Here is an 18140-nt window from a genome sequence, read left to right as displayed (position 1 = left end):
TGGAATGTGCTTTTTTGTTGTTGATGGCTTATTTTTCTGAATGCTGATTATTCAGCAAAGTTATGGTTAAAGGATAATTTAAGCAAAAAAAACCAGCCCGAGGGCTGGCAATATGACACTAACAAACTCGAAGGGGAGTTATTGTTGCGCTTTATATTTTATACGAAACGCATGCAACAATGGTTCAGTATAACCACTGGGTTGTTTAACTCCTTCTAATACAAGGGCTAATGCCGCTTGATATGCAATACTTTGTGCTAAGCTTTGCACTGAATCAGCCATATTAACATAAGCCGGATCCCCTTCATTTTGGCTATCCACTACTTTTGCCATTTTCGCCATAGTAGTTTCTATTTGTGCTTGCGTGCATACCCCATGCTGCAACCAGTTAGCCATATGTTGGCTTGAAATACGCAGTGTAGCCCTATCTTCCATTAATCCTATATGGTTAATGTCAGGCACTTTAGAACAGCCTACACCTTGATCAATCCAACGTACTACATAACCTAAAATACCTTGAGCATTGTTATCCAGCTCTGCCTGAATATCTTCTTTGCTCAAACTATTAGGATCAACCATCAAAGGCGGAGTTAATAGTTCTGTTAAACTAGCTTGTTGACGCTGGGCAATCGCTTTTTGACAGGCAAACACATCAACGTCATGATAGTGCATAGCATGTAAGGTGGCTGCAGTAGGGGAGGGCACCCAGGCTGTATTAGCGCCTGCTTGCGGATGGGCAATTTTTTGCTCCATCATCAACGCCATTTTATCGGGCATTGGCCACATACCTTTGCCTATTTGTGCGCGACCACTTAACCCGGTTTGCAAACCGATATCGACATTTCTGTCTTCATAAGCATTGATCCAAGGTTGTTGTTTAATGGCTGCTTTTGGTAATACTACACCTGCTTGCATTGAGGTATGAATTTCATCACCTGTACGGTCTAAAAAGCCAGTATTGATAAATACCACACGTTGTTTAGCAGCATTAATACAGGCTTTTAAGTTCACCGATGTACGGCGCTCTTCATCCATAATGCCCATTTTGATGGTGTTTTTGGGTAACTGTAAAAGCTGTTCAATACGACTAAATAATGTATTGGTAAAAGCAACTTCTTCAGGACCATGCATTTTCGGTTTGACGATATTGATACTGGCTGCAGTTGAATTTTTTACCGGGCTATTGCCATTTAAGTCATGCAGTGCGGCAGTGACCGTGATCATTGCATCCATGATACCTTCAAATACGTCGCGGCCTTGGCTATCTTGAATCGCAGGGTTTGTCATTAAATGGCCAACATTACGCACAAACATCATACTACGCCCTTTTAGACTTAGCGGTTTCCCATCAATACCTGAATAACTGCGGTCTTTAGCGAGTGTACGCTCAACCGTTTTGCCATCTTTTGTGAATGACTCAGCGAGAGTGCCTTTCATTAAGCCTAACCAATTTTGATAAACTTGCACTTTATCTTCGCCGTCAACGGCGGCAACGGAGTCTTCACAATCCATAATGGTGGTAAGTGCAGCTTCGAGGAGGACGTCTTTTAAGCCCGCTTTGTCGGCTGCACCAATGCTATGATTATGATCTATTTGTAGCTCTATATGGAGGCCATGACTGAGTAATAAAATTGCCCTGGGGTTTTGTGCTTCACCTTGAAAACCAACAAGTTGCGCTGGTTGTTTTAAGCCTGTTTGTGAGCTATCACGTAAGGTGATGATGAGCTGGCCATTAACTACCGAATAATTAGTACTTTCAATATGTGAGCCATTTTCAAGTGGTAACGCTTTATCTAAAAACTGCCTTGCGTAGGCCATTACTTTAAAACCGCGAACAGGATTATAGTTGCTGCCTTTTTCAGCGCCATCTTCTTCGCTAAGTACATCAGTGCCGTATAAGGCATCGTATAACGACCCCCAGCGTGCGTTAGCGGCATTAAGTGCAAAGCGTGCATTACTTACTGGCACAACCAGCTGAGGGCCAGCTGTGCGGGCTATTTCAGGCTCAACATTTTCTGTCTCAATGCAAAAATTATCTGGCTCAGGGACTAAATAACCAATGTCAGTTAAAAACTGTTGGTATTGCGCTGCATCCCAGTGTTTATTTGCTAGGTGATAGCTATCAATTTGGTGTTGTAGGTCTTCACGCTTGACTAATAATGCACGGTTAAGCGGACTAAGATCATCAATAATTTCAGCAAATCCTTGCCAAAAGTGTTGTTCGCTAATACCTGTACCGGGTAGCAGTTGCTGGTTAACAAAATCGGCTAATTGGTTATCTACGGTTAATCCAAATTGGCTGTGAGAGAGTGTCATAATCGATATCCTTTTAAACGGTCGCGGTGCAATTGACTGCATGTGAGCAATCTTTTGTTAACCATAACCTAAAAATACGCAATAGGTGTTCTTTTAGCCATTCACTAAATATATAGCCAGCATAACAACTATAAATTTACTAAATCCAATAAATCGGCCTAATGTTGATTTAAGCGCTACAGAGCATTAACTCTTAGCCTCTCACACAACCATATAAATAAAATTTAGTTTTAACCCGTTCAGAGGATTTTTTATTATGACTACTTATCAACGTGAAACCGATACTTTAGCTACACTTTGTCAAGCACAAGGTAAAACATGGCAAGCAATTAATCCTGAATACGCAAGTCGTATGCGCTTGCAAAATCGTTTTCGTACGGGATTAGACATCGCCCAGTTTACAGCTGACATCATGCGTGAAGACATGGCTGCATATGATGCTGATACCAGCCAATACACACAATCGCTTGGTTGCTGGCATGGTTTTACTGCCCAACAAATGATGATGGCGATTAAACGTCACCAAAAAACCACTAAGCGTAGCTACGTATACCTAAGCGGTTGGATGGTTGCTGCGCTGCGCTCTGAGTTCGGCCCACTACCGGATCAAAGTATGCACGAAAAAACCTCAGTACCGGCGTTGATTGAAGAAATTTATACTTTCCTAAAACAAGCCGATGCTCGTGAACTTGACCATTTATTTAAAGACTTAGATAACGCCAAAGCAACTGGTGGTGATGTACAAGCGGTACTTGATAAAATAGATAACTTTGAAAGTCATGTGGTACCGATCATCGCAGATATTGATGCTGGTTTTGGTAATGAAGAAGCAACCTACTTACTCGCTAAAAAAATGATTGAAGCGGGGGCATGTGCTATCCAAATCGAAAACCAAGTTTCAGACGCGAAGCAATGTGGTCACCAAGCAGGTAAAGTAACTGTGCCACACGAAGACTTTTTAGCAAAAATTAACGCCGTGCGTTATGCCTTTTTAGAACTGGGTATTGATAACGGTATTATTGTCGCACGTACTGACTCACTTGGTGCCAGCTTGACCCAAAAAGTGCCGGTATCACAAACACCTGGCGACCTTGCTAGTCAGTACAATGCGTTTTTAGAAACCACACCAATTAACGGTGTTGAAGATTTAAATGAAGGTGATACGGCAATGAAGCTGAACGGCCAACTATGCAAGCCGACTCGCCTTGATAATGGTTTATACCAATTCCGCGAAGGCACAGAAAAAGACCGTGTTGTACTAGATTGTATTACCAGCTTGCAATCGGGTGCTGATTTACTGTGGATTGAAACTGAAAAACCACATGTAAAACAAATTGCTGAACTGGTTAATCGGGTTAAAGAGCAAGTTCCTGACGCTAAACTGGTTTATAACAATTCACCTTCTTTCAACTGGACATTGAAATTCCGCGAGCAAGTTTATCAACAGTGGTTAGACGAAGGTAAAGACTTATCTGCTTATCCAAGCATTGATGATAATAAGGCGCTAATGGCACCAGAGATGGATGCAACTGAACTTGCAGTCGCAGCAGATGAGTTAGTACAAAACTTCCAACGTGATGGCGCGCGCGAAGCTGGTATTTTCCACCACTTAATTACGCTACCGACCTATCACACGGCTGCATTGAGCACTGATATTCTGTCAGAAGGCTACTTTGGTGACTTAGGTATGCTGGCTTATGTACGTGATGTGCAGCGTCAAGAAATTCGCCGCGAACAAGCATCCGTTAAGCATCAAGACTTAGCAGGTTCTAACATGGGAGATACCCATAAAGAGTACTTCTCAGGTGAAAATGCGCTTAAAGCTGGCGGCGAAGCAAACACTATGAACCAGTTCTAACATAACAGTCCAACTCAACAATGTTACAAAGGGCCGCAAGGCCCTTTTTTTGATGCTAGCAATTACAGAGGATATACAGCTTTACACTTGCTAACTTTACCGCTCAGATCAGATTTTAACTAAGGCTTGGATCAGTATTTAACTAGCATCAGATTTACTTTCAATTTTTGGATCAGATTTTTATCAAGTAAATTTTTTTGCGGTATTTCTTATCAATTTAGCGATTTAATCAGCTTTTAGCTCTTTGGAAAGGGGGGATTTTGATAAAAATGGCCGTTATTAGCCATTAATCAGAAAATATAAACCGATTTTTTACCAACTCTAACCGACTACAAACCACTTTTTTACCAACTTAAACGCCATAAACAGTGACTCAAACCGATTTTTTACTAACTCAATGACCAAAAAATGTCATAAACCGAAATTTTACTAACTCGATTTTTTACAAAGTCCGATATTTGTGTAAACTTTAGAATATGTGAATGAGCACTCACTTTTTGTAAAGGGGGTTTACAGGGGATTTGACTAGTGACAAATTAGCGAGAGTAAAAGTTGCTAAGGACCAAGCTACGGTTTCTAGCTTCACACTTGCAACTTGTTAACTTTACTCTCGCCGCTAACTAATTTCTATTTACTATGTTTATCAAACCACCATTGAATATAAGCGACTTTAGCCATCAAGTTTGACGGCCGTTTTGTTATGCCATGTGATGCATCAGGAATACGTACCATTGCTGTATCAACTCCTTGTAGCTTTAATGCTTGATAGAATTGCTCGGTCTCAGAAATAGGAGTGCGGTAATCCGCTTCACCAGTGAGTAGCATGGTTGGTGTTTTAACATTACCAACATAGCTAATTGGCGAGCGCTTCATATAATGCTCAATATGATCCCATGGCTTACCTGGGAACCAGTAATCGGCAAAGAATGGGTAGAAGTCAGCAGTTAGTACAAAGCTGATCCAATTGATCACCGGCTTGGCAACAACAGCGGCGGCAAATCTGTCGGTATGGCCTACAATCCACGCCGTAAGTACACCGCCACCTGAGCCACCGGTTACAAACAGTTTTGACTGATCAATAAAACCTTTGCCAATAAGCGCATCAACGCCAGTCATTAAGTCATCAAAATCGTTACTAGGATAATTGTGATGAATAGTTTGCGCGAACTCCTTCCCGTATGAATCACTACCACGCGGGTTCATATATAAAACCACATTACCTTTAGCGGCAAATAATTGTATTTCAGCGCTAAAGTGTGGACCGTAGTTAGCGACAGGGCCGCCGTGTATTTCTAAAATAAGGGGATATTTTTTATTACTATCAAACCCAGGAGGGTAGGCGACCCAACCTTGAATTGATAAGTCGTCATAACTTGATTTCAGCCAAATTTCTTCTACTTTTGCCAGCTGTTTATTACCAAGCGCGTCGTCATTTAATTTTGTTAAACGTTGTGTTTTACCATTTTTAACTATTGCTATATCAGCAGGACGTTGGGTATCAGCAAGCGTGATTGCCACATTACCATCGTCGCTTATATCAAAGTCACCACCAGAATAAGGGCGACCGAATGAAACACTCCCTATTTTTTGTGTGATCACTTTTCGTTTGCCGCTACGTGGTTGATAAGCGAGTGCGGTTTGGCCTTCACTGGCGTAACTAAAATAAAGCCCTTTAGAGTTATCAGCCCATTTAATTTGCTCGACACTGCGGTCAAAATCAGCGGTTAAACTTGTGGTATCACCCGATTTTAAATCGCGAATATATAGCTGGGTATTTTCATAATTGGTACGTTTATCATCATAACCGGTATAGGCAAGATAACGCCCATCTGGTGATATTTGCGGTTGTTGATCAGGACCTTCTCGGTCGGTAAGCGCTGTTATTTGTAGATCATTTAATGTCAGCTGATATATTTCAGAATTTGTTGGTTTGAGTTTAAAGTCAGCATGGCGATTAGCCGAAAAATAAATGCTGTTACCATCTTCAGAAAAGCTAACTGGCCCGCCATGATCAAAGTCGCCAGAGGTTAACTGACGGGCATTACCGCCATTGGCTTCAATAGTAAACAAATGACGAAAACCAGGCTTGGTATAACCGCCGCCATCGGCACGATAATATACGTCATCAATAAATTTAGCAGGCTCTGCCCAGCTGGCACCTTCAGGCTTGCCTGGTAAGTTAATAGGAGAACTAACTTTACTCGGTACAAATTGGCTAAACAGTAATTGCCGACCATTAGGTGACCACTGCAAACTTGCAGGGCTTTGAGTAAGATTACTAATTTTTGCAACAGCGCCTGTTTTTAGCCATTTTACATAAATTTGGCTACTGCCATCACGAGTTGAAATAAACGCTAAACGTGATTGGTCTGGCGACAAGACAGGGGAGTAATCCATATGTACACCCGATGTAAGCGGTTGTAATTGCTTTGAACTACTGTCGACAGACCAAATATTACTAACTTTACTATCTGATTTAATGTCCATCCGATTTCGAACAAAGTAGACGGTTTTACCGTCGTTAGTCATTTCAATTTGATTGGCATATTCAAGGTCGAATACATTTTCTAGTTGAAAAGTTTGCAGGTTATCATTGGCTAATACTGAAAAACACAGCGAGGTTAGGAGGGCTGCGGGGGCAATCAATTTCATTTTAATTCCTTGTTATTAATTATCGCACCTAACCGTTATAGAATAACAAAACCCAAAGGTACACCATCATGCGATGAATACCTGATTGATTATTAGTGGCTACTTGCCGACATTAGTATTTTTGAGTGGTTGAGCTGCGATAGTAAATTCACACTCGGTGAGTACTACACTTTTATTACATTGATAGAAAACGGTTACGTAAGTGTCTTGAGGCACTTGCTCTGCGAGCGATTTAGTAATTTTAAACTGCAATTGTTGCTGATTAAAAGCAATTAGCTGTGCAGCTTCAAAACCAAAAAATTGCTTTACGCTTGGATATAGTGCTTTAAAAATACTTTCTTTTGCTGAAAAAATGACGGTTAATGGATGTGAAAGCTGCCCAGCCAATCGCCTAAACAGTGGATATTCATCGGGATGCAAAATTTGCTTTTGTAGCTCTAGCTCTTGTTTGGCACTCATTAGTTGCTCTATATCAATACCAATTCCAGCGATATCAGTGTGCTGACATGCTATAGCCATTGCGATCCCTTGCGTGTGGGTAATGCTACCAATAATGTTTTTAGGCCATATGGGCGCGCGATCGGGGCCTGAGATAATATCAAAACAGGGGATATTGAGGGCGGTTAACACCTGTTTTGCGCAAAAACGGCCGGCGAGGTATTCAGCTCTTCGTTTAACAACAGCCTTTTGTAGTTGTTGCGGTAACACAATCTGATAATTTAAAAAGTCACTGTCAATAAAACTGCTACTGTCAAACTCACAACAATAACTATTATGACTAAGTTGTGGGCTCAGTTTAGTATAAAGAGAAAAATCCATAACATTTTGCTGTTTTGTTTAGTGTCATTAGTAAGACTTTGATAATACGCTAATAACTTCATAAATAAAGTAAAGGCTATGACTATTTAAGCTGAGCTTTGGTTAAGAGATTTACTAACATATTTATTTTAGCATTAATATTATTTTCAGTTGCAAATGGTCAACTACTGGGTAGTTGGTCAACAGGGAAAAACATTGCTCGTGATATTGCAATATCAGCAAACGGTCAGTTAATAGTGGTAGGCTATCGTAGCTGTGAAGCTGATGTGATCAACTCTCTAACGAAGCAAAATACGCTATTTCAAGTTCATCGCCTTGATATTAATTCTGTAGCACTATCTGCAGATGGACAAACAGCATTAAGCGGTTCAAGCGATAAGTTTAGTTATTTATGGTCAACGAAAGATGGTACTATTTTAAAAGAGTTCAAATTAGCGACTCGTGTTAATCATGTCAGTATAAACGAAAATGCAAGTTTAGGTTTTGTGATAGATTCTGTTGATGATCGTATACTTCTTGATTTAAACACCGGTATTAAAAAAGCTGAGCTAAATATATTTACTAATTTTATAGAGTTTAACCACTCGCGGTTTGTAAATGATGATAAATGGTTTTTAACCGGCTCACCGAAAAGCACGATACAATTATGGCGTGTAAAAGATGGTACATTATTGGCTGAGTATAAAGCGACACAACAGCGCATTCGTGGCTCAGTTTTAGCTGTAGCGTATGATAAAGAAAATAAAACAATTGTCAGCGGAAGCAGTGATGGAGTACTAGAAGTTTGGCCGTATCAGCCTAAGTAAGCGAAAACTTAATTGGATTTTAAAAGCCGTGTTTACTTAACAAACCCAGCTTTTATAATTACCGCTTAGCGCTATTAATAATCAAACTTATGTTCAGTAAATAAGCTCTGTACTTGTTGCCATATTTTCCCTGGTTTGCCATCAGCGACCAGTTGACCGTTGAGTTTTACCACTGGGCCAACTTCTTTTGTGGCACTGGTTATCCACACTTCATCGGCTGCAAATAGTTCCTGCTTAGTAATAATACGTTCTTGGACTTTGAAGTCACTGTGGCTGTGTAATATCGTTAAAATTAACCAGCGAGTGATACCCGGTAAAATTTGGTTATCCAATGGGGGTGTGCTGATCACGCCATCTTTAACAATAAACACATTACTTGAGCTTGCTTCGGTAAGCTCATCTAAGCGATTGTATAAAATGGTTTCTTTATTGCCAGCCGCCGCACCATGCTGGTAATGAATCACGTTGCCGAGTAATGCGGTTGACTTGATGTGGCAACGCTGCCAGCGCTTATCTTGCTCAACGGATACAGTATAAGTCGTGGCGTTGTCGATATCACTAACGGGTTGTGCTGGAATTTCAAAGGCGTAGGCAAATACCGTTGGCGTAATACCACTCGGGTAGGCATGAGCACGCTTAGTATCAGCGCCACGGCTAACGTGCAAATAAATACCAAGGTTTTCACCGTGATTTTTCTCACACAGCTGCTGGCAGATTTCACGCCATGTATCAGCTGTATAATCGAGTACAATTTCCAGTTCATTTAAACCATTCTTCATGCGTTCAATATGCGCTGCAAAGCCAAGCATGTTGCCATTATAGGCAGGGATCACTTCGTAAATACCATCGCCAAATAAAAAGCCTCTGTCCATTGGCGATATTTTTGCGTGCTCTGCGTTCATATAGTCGCCGTTTAAATACACCGTACTCATTATAAATCCTCATTCTGATTGGCAACACCGCTAAGCTGACGTAGTCTTGCGATGAGTTGTTGGCCATGCATAGCATGTAAGCCATCTTCGGTTAATTCGTTTTTGTGAGTAACGCCATCTACACTGCCACGTTCACTCAAATATTGCAGGATTGCTAAAGTATCGACTTCTGCGAGTAAGTCTTGGCTATGCCAGCGGCTTAAAAACGCAATAATGCCGTAAGCTGCCCAGTTTGATACATCCGCTAACAGCAGTTCATCGCAGCAAGTAAGGCACGGCATAATGCTCAGCTCAGTCATATATTGTGATAAATTGCCCATCCCTATTTCGTTACCGCCATCACCAATAGCTACCGTTGGGCAGGAGGCTTGGCTGACAAAAAAATCAAAACAACCACAATCAGCCGAAATATCAATACCACGCATATTGTAATATTTATTGCCGTGACACAGCCCGGGGCGCTCGATAGACAATACGCAATCTGGCTTTAATTCAGCCAGCGCAGCTTTGCTAAAAGCCATTGCATCAGTAAAATTATTCAGTGGCAATTCAAAACAGTTAAATTCATTTTTCAGTGCACTGTAAAGGGGGTTTCCACAGACTAAAATAGGATTTTTACCTAGCGTAATTAAAGCATTGTATAAAGCAATGGCGCCAACAGGGCCATCGGTTTCAAAGGTTTGCTTGACGGCAAAACCGGTACCAATGAGTACCGTACTTTTGGCATCAAATAACGACTTTGCAGCGCGCAGATAAGTCCCTGTCTGTTGATAGGCATAGAGATTTTGCATACCACGTAGGTTTTGTTCTACCATCATGGTTTCGATTGCTTGACTTAATTGTTCATCACTTAACGAGTGTGGCATAACGCTTTGATCTCTTGAATTAGGGCAATGCCTGCTGCGTTATCGCCATGCACACATAAACTGTCGGCGTGTAAAGGCAGTTGGTTGCCCGATTGTGTGGTTACGCAGCCGGTGGCGAGTAACTGTTTAACTTGCGCTATTAGCGCAGGTTTATCATGCACACTACCAGCAATTTTCCGTGATACTAATTGACCGTCATCGGTATATTGGCGATCAGCAAATGCTTCTAAAATTAATTCAAGGTGATATTGTTGAGCAAGTTGTTGATGTTGCTCTGCTTTCGCAGTGGCGAGAAGCATTAGTTTTAAAGGGCTCGGGTAACTGGCAACAGCTTGCATCACCGTGGTCAAAATTGTTTTATCGGCCATCATATCGTTATATAACGCGCCATGTGGCTTCACATACTCTAAAGTGAGGCCTTGTACTCTTGCCATACCTTCAATTGCGGCTATTTGATAATGCAGGCAATTGCTTAGCTCTTGTGGTGTTAATGCCATGGAGCGACGCCCAAAGCCCTGTTTATCAGGATAGCTGGGGTGCGCGCCTATAATGACATCATGTTGTTTAGCAAGCATCAGGGTGCGTGCTAGAACATCACTATCACCGCCATGAAAACCACAAGCAATATTAGCCATATCAATATGCGGCATTACCTCTTCATCAAGGCCCATTTGCCATGCACCAAAGCTTTCCCCTAAATCACAATTGAGCTTCATCATTATTCCCGTTTAAAAAGCCGAGATATGGGCGTTTTGAATGTCGGTGATCAGCATATGACCTGGGCTATGTGTAATGCAAAAATCAGGCGCAGCATTAGCTATGGCTACTTGCGGCGTGACACCACAGGCCCAAAATACCGGTACTTCACCGTCTTTAATGGTGACAGATTCACCAAAGTTAGGGCGATTAATATCTTTAATACCTATTGCAGCTGGATCCCCAAAGTGAACTGGCGCTCCATGCACATCTGGAAAGCGGCTACATATTTGGATTGCCCGAATCGCATCTGCCGGCTTCATCGGTCGCATACTAACGACCATGTTAGCATGAAATATACCGGCGCTTTCGCAGGGAATATTAGTCATGTACATAGGTACATTTTTATTTTCCGTAATATTACGTATTTCTAGGCCCGCCAACTTTAACGACTCTTCAAATGAAAACGAGCAACCAATTAAAAAAGTGACCAAGTCATCGCGCCACTGCTCTTTGATATTCGTTACTTCTTCAATCAATTGGCCATTTTTAAAAATACGATAGCGAGGTATGTCAGTCCTAATATCTAAATCATGAGCAACATTTGGAATGCTAGTAGATCCAGGCGTGCGGCTACTTGCTACAATTGGGCACGCTTTTTTGTTTGCTTGGCAAAATTGTAAAAAATCAAACGCATAGCGCTGGGGCAAAATCACTAAATTAGCCTGTACAAAGCCGGGAACAAAGCCCGATGTACTACCGGTATAATCTTCATTCCTGATCATATTACGAATAGCGTAAGGCGTAGTAAGTGATGCGTTATGTTGCATAGTATCCTCGTAAACTTTTAGTTGTTGTTAATGCCACTGACGGTAACAGGCAAAGTACCTTGCGCTGGCTTTTTACCAACTAGTACTTTTGCAAGAGCAGTAAAAGCTGGCCCTGCTACTTTAACATCATTATCTACATCTATGTTATACGCATAAGTTGCTAAAATTGCATCCGCATATTGGCCAAATGTGGCAATATCGTATGGTGCTCGTAAACTAACAAAAACGGTTTTCTTATCAGCTTGTTGCGCTTGCTGAAGCAGTTTTTCAAGTGCCGGACCTTGCGCCGATTTTGCAATTGCAAATGCAGGGTTATCAGCAAGGTCATCCATGCCGCCAATTTCTACCGCGCTTTGGTTTGGTGATGCATTGCCTGCAATGATGATATCCGCTTCATTGATTGCTTTTAACGTCGCTGTGGGCTCAAAGCCTTGTAAACTGGTGCAGCTAAATGCAAGTGGTTGTTGAGTATTTTCTGTAATTGCCTGTTGTAGCGCCAAACACTTGCGGGTATCAGGCATGATGATATGTACTTTACTATTTGTCGTCAGTTTAATCGGTAAAGTGTGCTGGTCATTTTTAACTTGGGTAATGGCGGCAAGAGCCAGCTCTGCTTCGACTTTGCGATGATTATCATCACCGAGAATAAGTTGTGCTTTTTGCATTGCTAACGATTCGTCAAGCTCTGTGGTCAGTTTAAATTTACTTTTTAAATTGATGATGCGTTGAGCAGAGATAGCGACTTCGTCGGCTTGTAAATTACCTTTTTCAACTTCGCTCACTAAGCGGCTGATCAATTTATCTAATACGACTAAATCTTTTGGACTACGAATTTCAATTGGCATCAAAGCAATATCAACTCCGGCAGCAAAGGTATTTACAACGGCTTCAATTGGTTCGAAAAAGTGGCTAATACCAGCCATATCTAGCGCATCGGTGATCACTACACCTTGATAGCCCATTTCATCGCGTAATAATTCGCTGATGATTTTATGCGACATCGTCGCAGGTTTGATCATGGTTTTGCCATCTTTACTAACAAATGTGCTGCTATCCAGTGCTGGGTACTGAATATGTGCAGTCATGATCATGCCAGGGTTTTGCTTTTTAATAATAGTTTGAAACGGAGGTAAATCTTTTTCCCAGATAGTTTCTTTATCGTGCATTACTTTTGGCAAGCCAGTGTGGCTATCAACGTTTGTATCACCATGGCCTGGAAAGTGTTTCAGTGAGGTAATTACGCCATTACCTTCAAAGCCAGCAACTTGTGCGCCACCTAAAATACTCACAAGTGTTGGATCTTCACCGTATGAGCGCACATTAATAACCGGGTTATCAGGGTTCATGTTTACATCAACAGTTGGTGCATAGTTAACATTCACACCAATGGCTTTTAATTCATCAGCAATCACTTGTGCAGATTGTGTAGCAAACTTGGTGCCGTGAACCGCATAACTTGCGCCAATCGACATATTACCAGTAAATGAAGTGGCAATATCACGAGGAATACGTGCAACACGTCCGCCTTCTTGGTCAATTGAAATAAATAATGGTGCGCCTAAGCTCGACTTTGCTGCAGCTTGTTGCATAGCATTATTTAATTTAACGATTTGCGCAATATTATCGATATTTTCAGCAAATAAGATCACCCCACCAATATTATGTTTAGTGATCACCTTGGCTAAATCTGCAGGTAATTCAGTGACTGCATTACGGCACTTTTGCTCAGGTGTGTTCTCGCTGTCTTGCTCACAATAATAACGAAAATCGAGCATCAGCTTTTGGCCAAGCTGTTGCTCAAGGGTTAAATTGGTCGCTGCAAAGGTCGATTTCATTGGTAATAAACACCCTAGTCCAAAGAGAATTGATGATATGGCAAACTTATTTAACACAGTAGGCTCCAAAGCTGAATTGCTTATTTTATTTATGAATATTTTATTCTTGATGGTAATGCCATTTTGGATTAAAATACAACATATTTTTGTCACATTAACGTTTTTTTTGCAGAACTGCAAAAACCACCGACGAATCACATGCTTGCCTGATCATTACATAAATATTAAGAGTTAATAGTTATTTAGATGAAAAAAAATAATATTAGACGAGCTTTTATTAATGGTAATTCGCTCTTATTTCAAGTAATAATATATTCCATAATGCTTGGTGGGTCGCCAAGCGAGTAAATTAACAGAACGCAAAGGGGCAAATAATGGCAACAGCACTGACACTATTTCAACAACAACTCAGTGATAAGCTGCCTGCCTCGGCGTTCATTGAAGATTACCCTAGGCGCTATGCTTTTGGCACTGATGCCAGCTTTTATCGTTTAGTGCCGCAATTAATAGTACTGGTTGCTGATCAGCAACAAGCGCAACAGGTCATCAGTGCCGCTGCAACATATAAAGTTGCCATTACTTTCCGGGCCGCCGGTACTAGCTTATCAGGCCAAGCAATTACAGATTCTGTATTAGTGCTGCTTAGTGATTGCTGGTCTGGTTATCAAATTGAAGATAACGGCGCTGCCATTCGGTTAGAGCCAGCTATTATTGGTGCTCGTGCCAATGCCGTACTTGCGCCTTTTGGCCGTAAAATTGGCCCTGATCCCGCTTCAATCAATAGTTGTAAAATCGCTGGCATGGCAGCCAACAATTCATCAGGTATGTGCTGTGGCGTGGCACAAAATAGTTACCATACAGTAAAGGACATGACCTTAATCTTCGCTGACGGTACAGTGCTTGATACACGCAGTGAGCAAAGCCGTTCTGAATTTTTACATAGCCATCAACCGTTTATTAACGATATCACTGCGCTTGCCCAGCAGGTTACAAATAATCCTGAGTTGGCACAGCGTATCGCTCATAAATACCGCTTAAAAAATACCACTGGTTATGGTTTAAACGCGCTAATTGATTACACTGATCCGATTGAGATCATTAAGCATTTAATGATTGGCTCTGAAGGTACGCTGGGGTTTATTGCTGATATTACTTACCACACGGTGATTGATCATGCTCATAAAAGCTCAGCGTTTATTATTTTTGATGATATAAGCCAAGTCTGTGAATTAGTAAAGCAGCTAGCAACGCTTGATGTAGCGGCGGTTGAGTTATTGGATAAGCGCTCGCTCCTGTGCGTCGCGCAGCATGACATCATGCCTAAAGATGTTCATAACTACCCAGCAGATAGTGCAGCATTATTAATCGAAGTACGTGCAGAAGACGCAACAAAATTAGTTAATTTACAACAACAAGTGGATCAGCTTGTCGCACATTTTAGCGCCCATCAATTAGCGATTATGGCGTTTTCAACAGATGCTAAGCGCAATGCATCATTATGGAATATTCGTAAAGGTACGTTCCCGGCAGTCGGTGCAGTGCGCGAAAATGGCACCACTGTGATCATTGAAGACGTGGCTTTTGAGCTGGATGTATTAGCTCAGGGTGTTAAAGCTCTGCATCAATTATTTGATAAATACAGTTACGATGAAGCGATTATTTTTGGCCATGCCTTAGCGGGTAATTTGCATTTTGTATTTACCCAAGCATTCGATACACCAGCGCAAGTAGCGCGTTATGAGCAATTTATGCGGGACGTGTCGCAACTGGTGGCGGTTGAACTTAATGGCTCATTAAAAGCTGAGCATGGTACTGGGCGAAATATGGCGCCGTTTGTGGCAACTGAATGGGGCACTGATGGCTTTGCTGTGATGCAGCGTATTAAACAATTGTTTGATAAAGACCACATTTTAAACCCAGGAGTGATCATCAATACCGATGAAAACTGCCATATTCAGCATTTAAAAACCATGCCTAGCAGCGACGATATAATCGACAAATGTATTGAGTGTGGTTTTTGCGAAACCGTATGCCCATCAAAAGGACTCACCTTAACGCCGCGCCAACGTATTACGCTGTGGCGACGTCGCACTGAATTGGTTAATCAACTTAGTAACACTGGTGATATTAGCGAAAAACAGCACATTAATCGTCAGCTCAGCAGTATCGAAAAAGATTTTCAATATTTAGGTATTGATAGCTGTGCAGCAACCGGGCTGTGTGGCATGAAATGCCCCGTCGGTATTAACACCGGTGAATTTATAAAATCCCTGAGGGCAAAAAAGCAACTCAATGCAAAAATGGCGCCGCGCATAGCCAGTTTTGCGGTCAAACATTTTGCGGTATTAGCAAATACAGCACGCTTTGGTTTAACCAGTATGGCGATGGTGCGAAACATCATTGGTGCACAGGCACTGCGTACTTTAACCAAACCTACTAATAAGCTGATTGGCACCCCACTTTATTATTCAGCGTGGCCAAGGGGGGAGCAGCCAATTAATCACAGCATAGTACAGGCACAACAGCCTGATAAAGTGGTTTATCTTCCCAGTTGTGCCAGCAGGGTGTTTGCAGCCGATGAGCAAGCGGATGATCGCCGCTCAATTATGCAAGTTATGCATAGCCTCGCGACTAAAGCGGGAATTGAACTGTTACTGCCGATGCAAATTAATGAGCTATGTTGTGGCATGCCCTTTGCGAGTAAAGGTTTACCTGAACAGGCAAAAAGTAAAGCTGAGCAGTTACTCGATATCGCGCAGCAGGTGTCTGAAAATGGTCGTTACCCGATTATTTTTGACGCCAGTCCATGTGCATTAACAAGCAATGAAGCAGCGCAACAGCGCGGTTTAACAGTACTCGAAAGCGCTGAGTTTGCTTATCAATATTTATTGCCTAAGTTGACCATCACAGCCCAACCCGAGCCGGTTATGTTACATGTTACCTGTAGTAGCAAACGCCGTGGCAGTGAACAACAACTTGTTGCCGTAGCTAAAGCATGCAGTAACGAAGTGATTATTCCAGCTGATATTGAATGTTGTGGCTTTGCCGGCGATAAGGGCTTTAACTTGCCAGAGCTAAATGCTAATGCATTAAAAACGCTGCGTAACCAAGTGCCTCAAAATTGCAGTAGCGGTATTTCTAATAGCCGCAGTTGTGAAATTGGCTTAACTCAGCACAGTGGTATTAACTACCAATCTGTGCTGTATTTATTAGATAAAGTGAGTCAAGCAGCCTCTTGATGAGGCTTAGACATTATACTTTCCAAAAAATCCCGCGTTTATAGCACGCATACATCACTAGATAAGAGGCGAGTAAAAATAGCAACGAATAGCTAAAAGAGCCTAAATAATTACCAAATAGCGGTTGTAATACTTGATTAAATATAGCACCTTTTAAACTTGTATCAGCCACTGGGATCATAATTAAAATACGCGCTACGATGCCAGCAAACATAAAGAACAAAATAGCGTTAGCGCCAAACACTAAAAACGGCGCACTCCACAAGCGAACTTTACGAATATCGAGAATATAGCTACACAGTGCATAGCATAACATCGCTAGTCCTGAGCTGATTATTACATAGCTTGGTGTCCATAGTGCTTTGTTTATTGGTATTAAAAGTGAAAGTAAGCACCCGCAAACAATGCTTGTAATAGCCACTAGGGTAAATATTCTGACTTGTTTGCCAAGGTTTTTTTCAGTGCTTATATAGTATCCGCATAATATTCCTGATAATGCCGTTGCAATTGCAGGTAAGGTTGAAAGTATTCCTTCTGGATCAAATGCTAAAGGTTTTGCTGTGGCATAGTAAACATGATTTGCACCGAGCAGTAAATTATCAAGCCAAGCGCTGAGGTTATTACCATGCAGCCACAGCCCTTTAACGATTTCACCGTTAGGCAATGAATAGGGCGTATATATCATTAACGCGCCGTACCCGATGAGTAAGCTCACAAAAGTAAGCGCAATATACTTTGGTTTTATATAAAGGTAACAAGCTAAGGCAATCAGATAAACTAGACCGATGCGTTGTAAAACGCCCATGATCCTAATACCTGCTAAACGTTCATCTAGCCAGCTGAAATTAGGATCGCGAAAATTATAGTAAAACAGGGCTAAAAACCAACCTAATGCAATTAGCTTTACCGTACGCACTACACCAGATCTGAGTATACTTTGTTTAGTAATTCCTTTTGCCTGCATGGCATTAACCGATAGGGTGATCGACATCCCAACAATAAAAATAAAAAATGGGAAAATTAAATCAGTGGGTGTTAGGCCATGCCAATCAGCATGTTTAAGCGGCCAGTACATATATAACCAATTCCCTGGGTTATTGACTAGAATCATCGCAGTGATAGTGAGCCCTCGCAGTACATCTAAGGCGAGCAAACGATGACTGGGTAATTGTGACAATATATTCTGGCAGTGATGTTTAACCATAATGTTCTTTTATTTGTTATTTGTTTTTTAATTGTAATAATTTATTCGTTTTGCGCAAGGTAAATTTTCTTCGCTTATTTTGTTAAA

Annotated in this window: 12 protein-coding genes; 3 read left to right on the top strand and 9 right to left on the bottom strand. The window is 41.4% G+C overall.

Annotated elements, in window-relative coordinates:
* Positions 1–138: 138 nt before the first annotated feature.
* Positions 139–2316: a malate synthase G gene (locus tag H5186_RS04165; protein ID WP_182794156.1), complete on the bottom strand. Its 2178-nt coding sequence runs from the start codon at positions 2314–2316 to the stop codon at positions 139–141.
* Positions 2317–2572: 256 nt separating this feature from the next.
* Here H5186_RS04165 and H5186_RS04160 point away from each other — a divergent pair, with 256 nt between their 5' ends.
* Positions 2573–4174, top strand: a complete 1602-nt coding sequence (locus H5186_RS04160; protein WP_145238853.1) for an isocitrate lyase — start codon at positions 2573–2575, stop codon at positions 4172–4174.
* A gap of 627 nt (positions 4175–4801) precedes the next feature.
* Here H5186_RS04160 and H5186_RS04155 read toward each other — a convergent pair.
* Entirely contained in the window at positions 4802–6826 is a 2025-nt protein-coding gene (locus tag H5186_RS04155) for a S9 family peptidase (protein ID WP_182794155.1), read from the bottom strand.
* Between the two features lie 99 nt (positions 6827–6925).
* A complete protein-coding gene (locus H5186_RS04150) occupies positions 6926–7645 on the bottom strand; it encodes a 4'-phosphopantetheinyl transferase (protein WP_182761154.1) in 720 nt (239 codons plus the stop codon).
* Positions 7646–7743: 98 nt separating this feature from the next.
* On the opposite strand from H5186_RS04150, the gene H5186_RS04145 reads away from it, so the two are divergent.
* A complete protein-coding gene (locus H5186_RS04145; protein ID WP_182784058.1) occupies positions 7744–8451 on the top strand; it encodes a WD40 repeat domain-containing protein in 708 nt (235 codons plus the stop codon).
* Between the two features lie 74 nt (positions 8452–8525).
* Here the strand turns inward: H5186_RS04145 and H5186_RS04140 are convergent, their stop codons facing one another.
* Genes H5186_RS04140 through H5186_RS04120 form a run of 5 tightly spaced genes read right to left on the bottom strand, consistent with a single transcriptional unit; the run spans position 8526 to position 13610 of the window.
* The gene (locus H5186_RS04140) at positions 8526–9383 is read right to left on the bottom strand and encodes an aminotransferase class IV (protein WP_145238837.1); all 858 of its coding nucleotides are present in this window, start codon (positions 9381–9383) and stop codon (positions 8526–8528) included.
* A complete protein-coding gene (locus tag H5186_RS04135) occupies positions 9383–10249 on the bottom strand; it encodes a glutamate cyclase domain-containing protein (RefSeq protein ID WP_149980356.1) in 867 nt (288 codons plus the stop codon). Before H5186_RS04135 ends, H5186_RS04140 begins: the two co-directional genes overlap by 1 nt.
* Positions 10234–10965: a 5-oxoprolinase subunit PxpA gene (locus H5186_RS04130; protein WP_182717351.1), complete on the bottom strand. Its 732-nt coding sequence runs from the start codon at positions 10963–10965 to the stop codon at positions 10234–10236. The genes H5186_RS04135 and H5186_RS04130 overlap by 16 nt, the downstream gene beginning before the upstream one ends.
* A 12-nt stretch (positions 10966–10977) precedes the next feature.
* Positions 10978–11775: a putative hydro-lyase gene (locus H5186_RS04125; protein ID WP_182794154.1), complete on the bottom strand. Its 798-nt coding sequence runs from the start codon at positions 11773–11775 to the stop codon at positions 10978–10980.
* 17 nt (positions 11776–11792) lie between these two features.
* Complete coding sequence (locus H5186_RS04120; protein ID WP_182717339.1) at positions 11793–13610, bottom strand: glycoside hydrolase family 3 protein; 1818 nt, start codon at positions 13608–13610, stop codon at positions 11793–11795.
* 374 nt (positions 13611–13984) lie between these two features.
* Between H5186_RS04120 and H5186_RS04115 the strand changes: the two genes are divergently transcribed.
* Positions 13985–16849: an FAD-binding and (Fe-S)-binding domain-containing protein gene (locus H5186_RS04115; protein ID WP_182794153.1), complete on the top strand. Its 2865-nt coding sequence runs from the start codon at positions 13985–13987 to the stop codon at positions 16847–16849.
* 13 nt (positions 16850–16862) lie between these two features.
* Here H5186_RS04115 and H5186_RS04110 read toward each other — a convergent pair whose 3' ends face one another.
* Entirely contained in the window at positions 16863–18053 is a 1191-nt protein-coding gene (locus H5186_RS04110) for an acyltransferase family protein (protein ID WP_182784062.1), read from the bottom strand.
* Positions 18054–18140 lie beyond the last annotated feature (87 nt).

Source organism: Pseudoalteromonas sp. SG41-2 (assembly GCF_014164535.1).
In the GTDB taxonomy this organism is placed as follows: Bacteria; Pseudomonadota; Gammaproteobacteria; order Enterobacterales; family Alteromonadaceae; genus Pseudoalteromonas; species Pseudoalteromonas rhizosphaerae.
This window is presented reverse-complemented; position numbering and strand designations above follow the sequence as displayed.